At 67.5% G+C, this 12,785-nt stretch carries 12 protein-coding genes; 1 reads left to right on the forward strand and 11 read right to left on the reverse strand.

What is annotated here, in order from left to right:
- Positions 1-141: 141 nt before the first annotated feature.
- The 5 genes from MZV50_RS07910 to lepA all read right to left on the reverse strand — a co-directional run bounded on the left by MZV50_RS07910 (position 142) and on the right by lepA (position 7,006).
- Positions 142-3,162: a TonB-dependent receptor gene (locus tag MZV50_RS07910; protein ID WP_252633871.1), complete on the reverse strand. Its 3,021-nt coding sequence runs from the start codon at positions 3,160-3,162 to the stop codon at positions 142-144.
- Between the two features lie 369 nt (positions 3,163-3,531).
- Positions 3,532-3,810 carry a DUF2249 domain-containing protein gene (locus tag MZV50_RS07915; protein ID WP_252633872.1) on the reverse strand — a complete coding sequence of 93 codons (279 nt, stop codon included), beginning with the start codon at positions 3,808-3,810 and terminating at the stop codon, positions 3,532-3,534.
- A gap of 77 nt (positions 3,811-3,887) precedes the next feature.
- Positions 3,888-4,565, reverse strand: coding sequence for a NifU family protein (locus MZV50_RS26480; protein WP_354668927.1), 678 nt, complete (start codon positions 4,563-4,565; stop codon positions 3,888-3,890).
- A gap of 6 nt (positions 4,566-4,571) precedes the next feature.
- Complete coding sequence (locus MZV50_RS07930) at positions 4,572-5,096, reverse strand: CopD family protein (RefSeq protein ID WP_252633873.1); 525 nt, start codon at positions 5,094-5,096, stop codon at positions 4,572-4,574.
- A 101-nt stretch (positions 5,097-5,197) separates the two neighbouring features.
- Positions 5,198-7,006, reverse strand: a complete 1,809-nt coding sequence (gene lepA / locus MZV50_RS07935; RefSeq protein ID WP_252633874.1) for a translation elongation factor 4 — start codon at positions 7,004-7,006, stop codon at positions 5,198-5,200.
- Between the two features lie 160 nt (positions 7,007-7,166).
- Between lepA and MZV50_RS07940 the strand changes: the two genes are divergently transcribed.
- Positions 7,167-7,865, forward strand: a complete 699-nt coding sequence (locus MZV50_RS07940) for a DUF1134 domain-containing protein (RefSeq protein ID WP_252633875.1) — start codon at positions 7,167-7,169, stop codon at positions 7,863-7,865.
- Between the two features lie 38 nt (positions 7,866-7,903).
- Here the strand turns inward: MZV50_RS07940 and MZV50_RS07945 are convergent, their stop codons facing one another.
- The 6 genes from MZV50_RS07945 to pheT form a co-directional block, all read right to left on the reverse strand.
- Positions 7,904-8,431: a TIGR00645 family protein gene (locus tag MZV50_RS07945; RefSeq protein ID WP_252633876.1), complete on the reverse strand. Its 528-nt coding sequence runs from the start codon at positions 8,429-8,431 to the stop codon at positions 7,904-7,906.
- A 151-nt stretch (positions 8,432-8,582) separates the two neighbouring features.
- On the reverse strand, positions 8,583-9,173 hold the full coding sequence (gene msrA / locus MZV50_RS07950) for a peptide-methionine (S)-S-oxide reductase MsrA (RefSeq protein ID WP_252633877.1): 591 nt from the start codon (positions 9,171-9,173) through the stop codon (positions 8,583-8,585).
- 55 nt (positions 9,174-9,228) lie between these two features.
- On the reverse strand, positions 9,229-9,516 hold the full coding sequence (locus MZV50_RS07955; RefSeq protein ID WP_252633878.1) for a hypothetical protein: 288 nt from the start codon (positions 9,514-9,516) through the stop codon (positions 9,229-9,231).
- Positions 9,501-9,797, reverse strand: coding sequence for a hypothetical protein (locus MZV50_RS07960; RefSeq protein WP_252633879.1), 297 nt, complete (start codon positions 9,795-9,797; stop codon positions 9,501-9,503). The genes MZV50_RS07955 and MZV50_RS07960 overlap by 16 nt, the downstream gene beginning before the upstream one ends.
- A 121-nt stretch (positions 9,798-9,918) precedes the next feature.
- On the reverse strand, positions 9,919-10,071 hold the full coding sequence (locus tag MZV50_RS07965) for a hypothetical protein (RefSeq protein WP_252633880.1): 153 nt from the start codon (positions 10,069-10,071) through the stop codon (positions 9,919-9,921).
- 266 nt (positions 10,072-10,337) lie between these two features.
- Positions 10,338-12,776 (reverse strand): phenylalanine--tRNA ligase subunit beta, encoded by a 2,439-nt coding sequence (pheT, locus tag MZV50_RS07970; RefSeq protein WP_252633881.1) that lies wholly within the window; start codon positions 12,774-12,776, stop codon positions 10,338-10,340.
- Positions 12,777-12,785: the final 9 nt, after the last annotated feature.

Below are 12,785 nucleotides of genomic sequence, written 5' to 3' on the forward strand. Positions count from 1 at the left end.
TGCGGGTTCCGATGGCGAACCCTGCGCCCGGGGCGCGCGCCCAGGAAGTGTTTTTCCTCACGCTCGGCGCCGGATCGATCCCAAAGAAAAGGCGCCGGTCTTTCGACCGGCGCCAGGCAGCCTTGGTAGGGCTCAAGATCTCTAGAAGGTGTACGACGCGCCCATGAAGAACTGGCGGCCGGTGGTGCTGAACACCCGCTGCGAGCGGCGCTGCTTGCCGCTCCACTGGTCGGCTTCCTGGTTGGTGATGTTCAGAGCGTCGAAGGTCAGCTTCAGCTTGTCGGTCAGCTTGTAGGACAGCGAGGCGTCGACGTTGGTCGTCGCGTAGCTGCCGTTGGCGTCCGGCACTTCCGACTTGAAGGGCAGGGCCGTCAGGTACTCGTCGCGATAGGCCACCGAGACGCGGGCCGACAGCTTGTCGTCCTCGTAATAGACCGTGGCGTTCACCGAGTGCGGCGAGACGTTCAGGAACTGGTCGTGGATCTGCGTCGCCGGCGTCGTGGCCGTGCCCGACGACAAGTAATAGAGCACCGAGCTGTCGACATAGGTGTAGTTCAGCATCGTGCCGGTGTTCTTCAGCAGCCCGGGCAGGAAGTGGAACGGCTGCTGGTAGTTGATTTCCAGACCGCGGATATAGCCGCCCTGGGTGTTGCGCGAACGGGTCACCAGGTACGGCGTCGACGCGTCCTGGCCGGCCGGCAGCAGGGCCAGGGGCAGGCCGGTATTGCCATAGGCTTCGGTGGTGGCGATGGTCTGGATCGAGCTCTCGATCTCCTTGTCGAACACGGTGGCCGACAGGATCGTGCCCTCGCCGGGGTACCATTCCAGGCTGAAGTCGTAATTCTTGGCGCGGTAGGGATCCAGGAACGGGTTGCCGATCGAGGCCGTCTGGGCGCCGAAGGTGGTGTTGACCGAGCCGCCCGGCGTCAGATTGCCGAAGCTGGGACGGGCCATGACCTTGGCCGCGGCGAAGCGGGCGACCAGGTTCTCTCGCACGTCCAGCGCCAGGTTCAGCGACGGCAGCCAGTCGCTGTACTTATTATTGACCGTGATCTGCGAGGTCAGCGAGGTGTAGCCGGTGGCGTCCAGGTCGGTCTTGACATAGCGCACGCCGACATTGCCGCGCAGGCGGTGGCCGTTCAGGATCTCGGTGTCGAAGTCCGTCTGCAGGTAGGCGGCGGTGTCCTTCTCCTCCACCTGGCGGTTATTACCGAGGGCCGAGTTGATGGCCAGGGTGAAGTCGCCGTACTTGTTGGCGCAGTTGCACAGCAAGCCGAGCTTGCTGATGTAGGCGTCGACGTCGGGCACCACCCAGCTGGTCACCGAGCCGGCCGGCAGGCCCAGTTGCTTGCCAAAGCCCGTGATCGTCTCGCTCAGCGGGGCCGAGCCGGGGAAGTCGGCGGCGAACTGGGTGAAGTTGAACGGGATGGTGCCCGTCGCCGTCACACCCGTCGCGCCGTTGTTGCCGTACAGGCGCTGGACCTGCTTGGTCTGGAAGTCGAACGACTTCAGCGCCACGCCGGCCTTGATCGTGAAGACGTCGTTCAGCCGATACTTGGCGTTGGCCTCGGCCGTGGTCAGGGTGTTGAACACCGCCGCCTTGACCACACGGATGTCGGGCGTCAGGCCCGTGCCGGCGTTGGTGAAGGTGACGTTGGCCGGGTTGGTGACGTCGTAGCCGTAGTTGATGAACGGCCGCCGGGCGTCCTGGCGCGCGTCCCAGACATACCCGGCCTTGTTGAAGCCGTCATAGGACATCAGCACGTCCCAGGGCTGCTTGAAGTCCGACCCCGAGTGGCCGACCTTGACCTCGGCGCTCAGGCGGTCGTTGAAGCGGTGGTCCAGCGTCAGGCCGATCTGGTGGGTCTTGGTCGTGGTTTGGCTGCGTTCCTCGATGTGCTTGATGTCGACATTGTTGATCTTCATGTAGTCGACCTGGCCGGTCGGCAGCACATGGGCGTCCATGATCTGGGCGTCGACCCGGCCGGCGAACAGCGGGAAGGCCGCGGTGGCGCCGTTGACGTTGCGGTTCAGCGAGGCGTTCGACAGGGCGTAGTCGGTGCGGTCCTGGTCGAACTTCGAATAGACCAGGTCCAGGGTGATGTCGGTCTTGTCGGTCGGGCGCCATTGCAGCGCGCCGGTCATGCCCAGGCGCTTCTGGTCCAGCTCGAAACGGCCAAGGCCCGGGTTGCGCGGCAGGAAGACGTTCGGCTGGTTGATCGCCGCGTAGGCGGTCGGATCCGACGGCAGGCCCGAGAAGCACTGACCGGCCGGACGATTGCCCGAGCCCGACAGCGGGTTCACGTACGGGATGGCGGTGTTGACCACCTGGCTGCCGGCCTGCGAGGCGATGTCCACCGCCGTGCCGCAGAAGCCGTTGTTGGCGTCTGAATAGTCCGACTGCGAGGTGTCGCTGTAGCCTTCTTCCTGCTGCTTGCGCTCGTTGTAGGCCAGCGAGAACAGGGCGCCGAAATTGCCCCAGGTGTCGCTGATCAGGCCGGCGAAGCGCGGAGCCTTGGACTTGTTGTTGTCGTAGTAGGCGGCCTGGGCCGAGGCGGCGGCGCGGAAGCCCTTCTTGTCGAACGGACGGCCGGTCTGCAGGTCGACCGTGGCGGCCAGCGAGCCCTCGTCCATTTCGGCCGACTGCGATTTGCTGACGGTGACGCTGTTGAACAGCTCCGAGGCGAAGGTCGAGAAGTCGAAGCCGCGCGAGCGGTTGATGCCGGCGACCACGCCTAGGGTCGAGCCGGTGGTGGCCGAATATGCCTCGATGCCGTTCAGGGTGGTGCGCACGAAGTCGCCGCCCAGGCCGCGCACGGTGATGTTGCGGCCCTCGCCGCCGTCACGGGTGATCGAGACGCCCGGGATGCGCTGGATCGACTCGGCCAGGTTCGCGTCCGGGAAGCTGGCCATGTCGTCGGCCTTGATGACGTCGACGATGTTGTTGGAAATGCGCTTGGTGTTGATCGCGCTGGTCAGGCTGGCCCGGAAGCCGGTGACGACCACCTCCTCGACCGCCGTGTTGTCCTGCGCGGCCGGCGCGGCGGCGGGCGCGGTTTGCGCCGAGGCCGCGACGGCGGTCAGCAGCGACGCGCCCAGCGTCAGCGCCAACAGCGAGCTTCCCGAACGCAGGATGCGATTGTTCTTGGACCGTGAGCCCATCTTCCGTTTCCTCTCCCTGACCGCGCGAGCGGCCTTTGTTGATCGTGTGGGGCCGCCTTCGTTGGCGGCTCTCCGTTGGGAGGGCGGGTACGTTTTACGAGCCGAAGCTCGAGGTTACCGTGTGGCCCATTATTCTCATATATTGAGAGCGCATCCCAACTTGTAGTCAGGATACGCCTGTTCGGCGACAGCGCCAGCGTAAATTGGCCTTGGCCGCTACGTTATTGCGGATTTGCAACACGCGCTCCCGCTATCTGGGAGCAGGTCGACCAAGGGTTGGTGGAGAGCGGGCGTCCGACCGGTCTGGTTGGACCAGCGGACGCCCTGCCGGACGTTTTCGGCGTGTCCCGGCGTCCGTTTTCCGGCCGGTCAGCCCTGCTTGATGAAGTCGATGATCACGCCGGCCTCGCTCTTGTCCTGATAGACGACGGCGACCGTGTCGCCGAAATGGATCTGCATCTGGCGCAGCAAGGGCAGGGGATCGTGGTCGTTGACGAAGCGCATCGCCTCGCGCGGCTCCAGGACCTCCAGCGCGCCGAAGATGGCGGCGTGGCGGAAGCGCTTGGCGATGGCGCGCGCGTCGAAGGGATAGACCGCCAGCACGGGAACGCTGGCTTCGGTCTGGGTCGGGGATTGGGTCTGGCTCATGAGGCTCCTCCATCGAAGGCGCCTTGGTAGACCCTCGCTCGCGCCCGATCGTTGGCGGCCGACAAGCTCGCGCGGCGTCAGGGCCGCGGCTTGCCGTTGCGCGTGAACAGCGTGCGGGGCGCGCGGGCCGGTGCGTCGCCCAGTTCGTCCAGCATGCGCTTGAGCCGTTCGCCAAGGGTCGGGGCGGCGGTCGCCGAGGAAGGCTCTTCCTCGACCCGGGTCACCTCGGGGACGAAGCGCTTCACGACCTGCTCGACGCGCGCCTTCAACGTCATGCGCGACGAGGGACAGCCGCCGCACGCCCCCAGCATGCGGATCCACAACACCCCTGTCGCGGCGTCGAAACGCTCGAAGACGATGTCGCCCCCGTCCCGGGCCACGCCGGGGCGGATGTGCAGGCCCAGAACCTGCCGGATCTCGCTGACGATCTCGTCGTCCGAGATCCCGGCCTCGACCTCGGGCGCGCGGTCGGCCAGGGCGGGTTCGCCGCTGGTCAGGTGCGCGGCCAGGGCCAGCAGCACCTGGGCCTTCAGCTCGCCCCAGCCCGGCCCGTTCGCCTCGCGCTGGACCGTCAGGAAGTCCTCGGCCAGCAGGCAGCGCCTGACGCCGGGGATGGCGAACAGGCGGGCGGCCAGCGGTGAGCGAGCGGTGGTGGCCGCTTCGGGCTCCAGGGACTGGGTCCCCCGCGCGCCGGGGATCCGCACGAGAAACTTCAGGGCGTCGGGGTTGGGCGTCTGTTCGGTCAGGATCAGCATGGCGGGCTACAGTCCGTGGGCGCCGGCCACGGCGCCGAACACCGCCGCCAGGCTGGCCGCCAGCAGGGCCCAGTGCATCAGCGTCAGCCGGCGAAAGGTTCGCGCGGGATCGCGGCCTTGCGCCATGCGCCGATGCAGAACCAGCGGCTCGGCGACGAACAGGATCAGGGCGAAGACCATCCACACCCCGACCATCGCGTGCAGCCACCAAGCGGTGGGATCGGAAAAGCGCGGCCACAGCTCCAGACGGCGAACCATCCAAAACCCGGTGACGCCCACGACCGCGACGCAGGCGCGCGCTACCCAGGCAAAGCGCCCCTCCAGTCGCTGGAAGACCTGAAGCCGCCGCGCGGGCGCGTGGTCGGCCGCCAGCGCGGGCAGCAGCACCGTGGTCACGAAGACGACCCCGCCGATCCAGATCACCACGCCCAGCACATGCGCGGCGCGGACCAGCGCCAGTTCCTGCACCATGGCGACCTCCTGCGGCGCAGTGTGGCCCGGCGCCGAGGGGCGCTCGTTGTCCTGGCGCAATGAAGGGCGCTAACGCCTGGCGGGTCTCCCGATAGCAAACGCCCCCGTCGGCTTCCGCTGACGAGGGCGTTCAAACACTTACGACTGGGTCGGCCCGCCGATCAATCCTCGTCCATCTTCAGGGCGGCGATGAAGGCTTCCTGCGGGATTTCGACCTTGCCGAACTGGCGCATGCGCTTCTTGCCGGCCTTTTGCTTGTCCAGCAGCTTGCGCTTGCGCGAGGCGTCACCGCCGTAGCACTTGGCGGTCACGTCCTTGCGCAGGGCGCGAACGGTTTCACGGGCGATGATCCGGCCGCCGATGGCCGCCTGGATGGGGATGACGAACATGTGCTGCGGGATGAGTTCCTTCATCTTCTCGCACATGCCCCGGCCACGGCTCTCGGCGCGGTCGCGGTGGACCAGCATGGAGAGGGCGTCGACCGGCTCGGCGTTGACCAGGATCGACATCTTCACCAGGTCGCCGACGCGGTAGTCCTCGAGCTGGTAGTCGAAGCTGGCATAGCCCTTCGAGATCGACTTCAGGCGGTCGTAGAAGTCGAAGACCACCTCGTTCAGCGGCAGGTCGTAGACGACCATGGCGCGATTGCCGACATAGCTGAGTTCGCGCTGCATGCCACGACGGTCCTGGCACAGCTTGATCACGCCGCCGAGGTATTCGTCGGGGGTGAAGATGGTGGCCTTGATCCAGGGCTCGGAAATGTTCTCGATCTGCATCACGTCCGGCAGGTCGGCCGGGTTGTGCAGCTCGATCTCGTCGCCGTTGCGCATGTGGATCTTGTAGACGACCGACGGAGCGGTCGCGATCAGGTCGAGGTCGAACTCGCGGGACAGGCGCTCCTGGATGATCTCCAGGTGCAGCAGGCCCAGGAAACCGCAGCGGAAGCCGAAGCCGAGGGCGGCGCTGCTTTCCATCTCGTAGGTGAAGCTGCCGTCGTTCAGGCGCAGCTTGCCGACGGCGGCGCGCAGGTCCTCGAAGTCGGCGGCGTCGACCGGGAACAGGCCGCAGAACACCACCGGCTGAACTTCCTTGAAGCCCTTGAGGGCTTCGGCGGTGGGCTTCTTCTCGTCGGTGATGGTGTCGCCGACGGCGGCGTCGGCCACTTCCTTGATCGAGGCGGTGAAGAAGCCGACCTCGCCGGGGCCGAGCTCGGCGACGTCGGTGGCCTTGGGCGTGAACACGCCGACCTTGTCGATGCGGTGGGTGGCGCCGGTCTGCATCATGCGGACCTGCTGGCCGGCCTTCAGCGTGCCGTCGAAGATGCGCACCAGCACGACCACGCCCAGATAGGCGTCGTACCAGGCGTCGACCAGCAGGGCCTTGAGCGGCGCGTCGCGCTCGCCCTTGGGGGCGGGCAGGCGGGTGACGATGGCTTCCAGCACGTCGTGGATGCCCAGGCCCGACTTGGCGCTCGCCAGCACGGCGTCGCTGGCGTCCAGGCCGATCAGGTCCTCGATCTGGGCGCGCACTCGGTCGGGTTCGGCGGCCGGCAGGTCGATCTTGTTGAGGACCGGGACGATCTCGTGGTTGTTGTCGATGGCCGAATAGACGTTGGCCAGGGTCTGGGCTTCCACGCCCTGCGAGGCGTCGACGACCAGGATCGAGCCTTCGCAGGCGGCCAGGCTGCGGCTGACCTCGTAGGCGAAGTCGACGTGGCCGGGGGTGTCCATCAGGTTCAGGACATAGTCCTCGCCGTCGTCGGCGCGGTATTTCAGGCGCACGGTCTGCGCCTTGATGGTGATGCCGCGCTCTTTCTCGATGTCCATGTTGTCGAGAACCTGGGCGCTCATCTCGCGCGCGGTCAGGCCGCCGGTCTCCTGGATCAGGCGATCCGAGAGCGTCGATTTACCGTGGTCGATGTGGGCAACGATCGAGAAGTTGCGGATCTTGTCGAGAGGCGTCGAAGTCATGGCCGTGCGCATAGCACATTTGGCCCGCTTCGCGAGAGCCTGAGCGTGGTTGGGCCGCGTCACCGCGCGCGCATGCTTAACCGCTCGTTAAGTTTGGAGCCGCAAACCGGTCTCAATGGCTTGCAACACTGTTGCAATCAATTCGATCCGGAGGCCCTGCATGGACCGTCGCAAGCTGATCCTCTCAAGCGCCGCCGCCGGCCTTTCGGCCGTGGCGAGCGAGGCCATGGCGCGGCAGTCCGAGCGTCTCCCGCCGCCGACGCCGATCCAGGACGCCGCGCCGAACCCCGGCTACGACGCCAACACGGCGCCGCCGCCTGGCCAGAACCCGCCCCCGGCCGGCTCGACCGGGCCGAACTACCAGACGGGCGGCGCCTCGACCTATTCCGCCGACGAGATGGTGCGCGCCACCTCGGACTTCCTGGGCGTGACGGCCGAGAGCGCCGGCGCGGCGGTCGAGCGGATCTTCAAGGACAAGGGGCAACCCACGGCCTACGTCGCCGGCGAGGAGGGCTCGGGCGCCTTCGTGGCCGGCCTGCGCTATGGCCGCGGCCTGCTCTACATGAAGGGCCGTCCGACGCTGGAGGTATTCTGGCAGGGGCCGACGGTGGGCTGGGACTGGGGCGGCAACGCCAGCCGCGTCTTCACCCTCTGCTATAACCTGCAGTACCCCGACGCCATCTTCCGCCGGTTCCCGGGCGTGGAGGGCACCGCCTATCTGATCGGCGGGCTGGGCGTGAACTACCAGAAGGCCGACGAGATCACCCTGGCCCCGATCCGCGCGGGCGTTGGCCTGCGCCTGGGCGCGAACGTCGGCTATCTGGGCTACAGCCGACAGCGGCGCTGGCTGCCGTTCTAAAGAGATGCTCCCCCGCGTCACGGGGGAGCATCCTAAGGTCAGTGCTTCTCGACCTTGCCGTTCAGCCAGTCCATCACGGCCAGCAACACGCCGGAGACGACGAACGACAGGTGCACGATCACTAGCCACATCAGGCGGGCCTGGTCGAAGGCCAAGCCCGGTTCGGTCAGCTTCAGGAAGGCCTTCAGCAGGGCGATCGCCGAAATCGCCACGATGGAGGCGATCAGCTTCATCTTCAGGCCCGAGAAGTCGACCGTGCCCATCCAGTCGGGCCGGTCCTCGTGGCTTGCGGTGTCGATCTTGGAGACGAAGTTCTCGTAGCCCGACAGGATGACGATCACCAAAAGGTTGGCGGCCAGCGACAGGTCGATCAGCGACAGCGCCAGCAGGATCGCGTCCTCGGGCTTCATCGACAGCACGGTTGGCAAGGCGTGCGCCAACTCCTGGAAGAAGACGACGATCAGCGCCGCCAGGGCGACCACCAGGCCGACATAGAACGGGGCCATCAGCCAACGCGAGGCGAACAGGCCGCGCTCCAGCCACGTCTCCAACAGGGGTTTCTTCATTCGCGACTCCTTCGAGTCGCCGAACCTAGGGCGCGTTCGTGACGCGCGCCACCATCAGCCGCCCCAGACTTGGCGAAGGCGGGCGTCTCGCCCCACGGGCGGCTTAGCCGCTCCGGACCTGGTATGGCGGGCGTTCCGCCCGCAGCGCGGCTCAGCCGCCCCAGACTTGACGAAGGCGGGCGTCCCGCCCGCAGCCGGTGCGATAGAGCGTGTAGTCCAGCGAATGCCGCTTGGCGTAATCGCGGTGATATTCCTCGGCCGGGTAGAAGGTCTGCAGCGGCAGGATCTCCGTCTTCATCGTCCCGGTCTTCAGGCGCTTGGCGGCCTCGTCGCGCGATTTCTCGGCGATGGGACGCTGGGCGGGAGTGACGAACAGGGCGGGGCGGTACGAGGGGCCGCGGTCGCAGAACTGGCCGCCGTCGTCGGTGGGATCGACCAGCTTCCAGTAGCGGTAGAGCAGGAAGCCGTAGTCCAGCTTGGCCGGGTCGTAGGTGACGCGCACCGACTCGTAGTGGCCGCTCTTCTCGCTGGTGACGTCGCGATAGGTCGGGTTTTTGACGTGGCCGCCGGTATAGCCGCTCTCGACCTTCAGCACGCCGGGAATGCCGCCCATGTCGTGCTCCATGCACCAGAAGCAGCCGCCGGCGAACACGGCGGTCTCGGACTTCAGCGTGGCGGCGGCCGAGGCGCTGACGCCCAGCAGGGCGAAGGCGGCGGCCAGGAGGGTGAGCAGACGGCGCATCGAGGTCTTTCCAGCAGGGAACCTGAACTCAGATACGCACGGAAAACCGGAAAGGTTACGCGCGCCAGCCGAAACCGACGCCGCGCACCGATGGACAGGACGCCAGGCGCGAGGCCAGGACCTCGGCCCGGGCGTCGCCCTGGTCGTCGATCTCGAGCCTAATGGCCAGGTGCTGGCCCTCGGGAGCGGCGGACAGGGCGCGCAGGCGGGTCTGCTGCACCGAAGCCACGCCCAGCACCCGCATCAGGGCGTCAGGCGTGTCGTCGGCGGTGACGAAGAAGAGGCGGCGTTTCTCTTCGTCGGGTTTGGCCCCGTCTACGAGCGCGCTCACGGACGGAACCACTGGTGCTCGACCGAGGCCGAATTGACGCCGGGCCAGGCGGCCAGGTCACGGGCCAGCAGGCGGGCGGCCTGGTCGCCCAGGTGGCGGACCTTCAGCGAGGCTTCGACGATCTGGCCGACCGGCTTCATCGTCAGGCCGCACAGTTCGGCGCCGCTGTCGGCGAGGCTGGCGCGGACGGCGTCCAGGGCGCTGGGCGCATCCTGGGCGGCCAGCAGAAGCTGGTGGACGGTGACGCCTTCCTGGTCGCTATGGAAGGCTGGTGGGGAGGGCAGGTAGCTCATTGGGGTTGGTCCTTTGCATGAGAGCTTTTGGGACCGAGGAACCGCGCAACAAAAAACCCCGCTCGTGGGAGCGGGGCTTTTGGAGATCTTGCGATCCTTCGGCTTGGTTTTGGTAGGGTTCCTACCGCTGCTTGCGCCGATTTTGCCCCGTCCGAATGGGAACGGTTTTAATCTTGGTGTTAATCATGTTCCACATCGACACCGCGCACGACATCGCGGCCACGGCGGCGAGGCCGGTGGTCACGAAAGCGGCGAAGGCGAAGGTCGATTGCATGTGGAAACGATGAGTCCCGTTAGCGCTTCTTACAGGTAGCGTGACAGTCGGGCTTGCGCAAGGTCACGACTGCGTGAGGGACGTTCGGTCGCGGGGGAAGCGGGTTTTGCCCTGATCGGGGCGGGGCGCCTGGAAACTCAGCACTTGCCCCCACCGGACCTCGCGTAGCGAGGTCGTCCGCCCCCTCTGGGGGCGGAAGGTGCGCCGCGAACCTTCTTCCCCCATGGGGGAGGAGGGCCGAAGGCCCGCAGGGGGCAAGTGTCCGATTAAGACCGCAGCTTGCCGCCCGCCTTCTCGGCCGCCGCGACGACCTTGGCCGACAGGGCCTCGATCTCGGCGTCGGTGAGGGTGGCGTCGCGCGGCTGCACCACGATCTCGATGGCCACCGACTTGAAGCCGTCCGGCAAGCCGGGGCCTTCGTAGACGTCGAACACGCGCGCGGCGGTGATCAGCGCCTTGTCGGCGCCGGCCGCGGCTTTCACGAGGTCGCCGGCCGCCTTGGTCTTCTCGACCAGGAAGGCGAAGTCGCGGGTCAGCGGCATCAGGGCCGAGGGCGAGAAGGCCGGACGGGTCTTGACCGACTTCTTCTTCGGCTCGGGGATCGCCTCCAGGGTGATCTCGAAGCCGTAGACCGGGCCGGCCACGTCCAGGGCCTTCAGCACCGCCGGGTGGATCTCGCCGAACTCGGCCATCACCGCCTTGGGACCCAGCTGCAGGCGCGCCGAGCGGCCCGGGTGCCACCAGGACGAGGCCGAGCCCTGCGCCGTCTGAAGCGAGGCGACGGGCGCGCCCAGCTCTTCCAGCAGGGCCAGAAGGTCGGCCTTGATCGTGAAGACGTCGCCTTGGGCGGCCTTGTCCCAGCCCCGCGGGGCCTTGGGGACCAGGATCGCCGAGACCACGGTGCGCTGATCGTTCGGACGCTCGCCGTGGAAGGTCGGGCCGATCTCGAACAGGGCCGCGTCGGGGAAGCCCTGGCGCGCGTTGCGGCCGGCCGCTTCGATCAGGTTGGGCAGCAGCGACGGGCGCATGCAGTCCAGTTCCGAGGCGATCGGATTGGCCAGCACCAGCTCGGCCTGGCCGCCGCCGAACAGCTGCGCGGTCTTGCGGCTGGTGAAGCTGAAGGTCACGGCTTCAGAATAGCCGGCGGCCGCCAGCGCCCGACGGGCCGTGCGGGCGCGGGCCTGCTTGGCCGTCAGGATGCCGCCGACGGCGCGAGGCGCTTCCGGCAGGGCCGTCGAGGGCAGGGCGCCATAGCCGGCGATGCGGGCGACTTCTTCCACCAGGTCGGCCTTGCCCTCCACGTCGCGGCGGAAGGTCGGCGGGGTCACGCAGACCTCGCTCTCGGCGTGAGTGGCGAACGCGGTCGGCGAGACGTCCTTGGGGGCGTCCAGCTTGAAGCCGAGATCGGTCAGGATCTTCAGCGACTTTTCAGGGGCGATCTCCAGGCCCGACAGTTGGCCGACATAGGCCGGGTCGAACAGGATCGCGCCCGGCGCGGCCGGGGCCTCGCCGACCAGCAGCACCTCCGACGGCTCGCCGCCGCACAGCTCCAGGATCAGCTTGGTGGCCAGCTCGATCCCGTCGACCAGCGAGTGGGTGTCGACGGTGCGGGCGAAGCGGTATTGGGCGTCGCTGGCGATGCCGGTGGCGCGACCGGTCTGGGCCGTGCGAATCGGATCGAACCAGGCGCTTTCGAGGAAGACATCGACGGTCTCGTCCGAGCAGCCGGTGCTCTCGCCGCCCATCACGCCGCCCAGGCCGATCGGACGCTCGCCCGACGCATCGGCGATGACCGACATCTCGGGCGTCAGTTCGTAGGTCTTGCCGTCCAGGGCGATCAGGTGCTCGTCGCCGTGGACGCCATGGCGGCCCAGGCGGGTCGAGATCTCGGTTCCCGACAGCTTGTGGGCGTCATAGACGTGCAGCGGCCGCGCGCGGTCGTAGGTGATCAGGTTGGTGATATCCACCAGGGCGCTGATCGGCCGCAGGCCGATGGCGGTCAGGCGATCGGCCAGCCACTTGGGCGAGGGGCCGTTCTTGACGCCCCGGAAGTAGCGGCCGGCGAACACTGGGCAGGCTTCGCCGTCGACCTTGACGGTGATCGGCGACGGATAGGTCCCGGGGATCGGCGCGATCGACAGGTCCTTCAACTTGCCCACGCCGGCGGCGGCCAGGTCGCGGGCGATGCCGGCGACGCCCAGCCAGTCGGGGCGATTGGGGGTCACTTCGAAGTCGATCACGGCTTCCAGGCCCAGGGCGTCGACGGCGCTCGTGCCGACGGCCAGGCTGTCCGGCAGCTCCATGATGCCATCGCTCTCGCTGGCGTATTCCAGCTCGGCGGCCGAGCAGAGCATGCCGTTCGAGACGACGCCGCGGACGGGCTTCTCGACCAGGGTCACGTCCAGGCCCGGCACATAGGCGCCGATCGGGGCGTAGATGGTGGTCAGGCCCGGACGCGCGTTCGGCGCGCCGCAGACGATCTCCTTGCGGCCGTCGACGGTGTCGACCTGGCAGACCTGCAGACGGTCGGCGTTGGGGTGGCGCGCGGCCTCGACGATCTTGCAGACCGTGAACGGGGCCAGCTTGGTCGCCGGATCGATGACGTGCTCGACCTCGAGCCCGGCCATGGTCATGGCCGCGACGATCTCGGGAACGGTGGCGGTGGTCTCAAGGTGATCCTTGAGCCAGGAGAGGGTGAATTTCATCGTTCTGGT

The sequence above is a fragment of the Caulobacter segnis genome, assembly GCF_023935105.1.
GTDB lineage: Bacteria > Pseudomonadota > Alphaproteobacteria > Caulobacterales > Caulobacteraceae > Caulobacter > Caulobacter segnis_B.

Coding starts and splice junctions, on each gene's coding strand:
- MZV50_RS07910 (WP_252633871.1), bottom strand. CDS start 3,162: ATGGGCTCACGGTCCAAGAACAATCGCATCCTGCGTTCGGGAAGCTCG.
- MZV50_RS07915 (WP_252633872.1), bottom strand. CDS start 3,810: ATGAGCCAGACCCAATCCCCGACCCAGACCGAAGCCAGCGTTCCCGTG.
- MZV50_RS26480 (WP_354668927.1), bottom strand. CDS start 4,565: ATGCTGATCCTGACCGAACAGACGCCCAACCCCGACGCCCTGAAGTTT.
- lepA (WP_252633874.1), bottom strand. CDS start 7,006: ATGACTTCGACGCCTCTCGACAAGATCCGCAACTTCTCGATCGTTGCC.
- MZV50_RS07940 (WP_252633875.1), top strand. CDS start 7,167: ATGGACCGTCGCAAGCTGATCCTCTCAAGCGCCGCCGCCGGCCTTTCG.
- MZV50_RS07945 (WP_252633876.1), bottom strand. CDS start 8,431: ATGAAGAAACCCCTGTTGGAGACGTGGCTGGAGCGCGGCCTGTTCGCC.
- msrA (WP_252633877.1), bottom strand. CDS start 9,173: ATGCGCCGTCTGCTCACCCTCCTGGCCGCCGCCTTCGCCCTGCTGGGC.
- MZV50_RS07960 (WP_252633879.1), bottom strand. CDS start 9,797: ATGAGCTACCTGCCCTCCCCACCAGCCTTCCATAGCGACCAGGAAGGC.
- MZV50_RS07965 (WP_252633880.1), bottom strand. CDS start 10,071: ATGCAATCGACCTTCGCCTTCGCCGCTTTCGTGACCACCGGCCTCGCC.
- pheT (WP_252633881.1), bottom strand. CDS start 12,776: ATGAAATTCACCCTCTCCTGGCTCAAGGATCACCTTGAGACCACCGCC.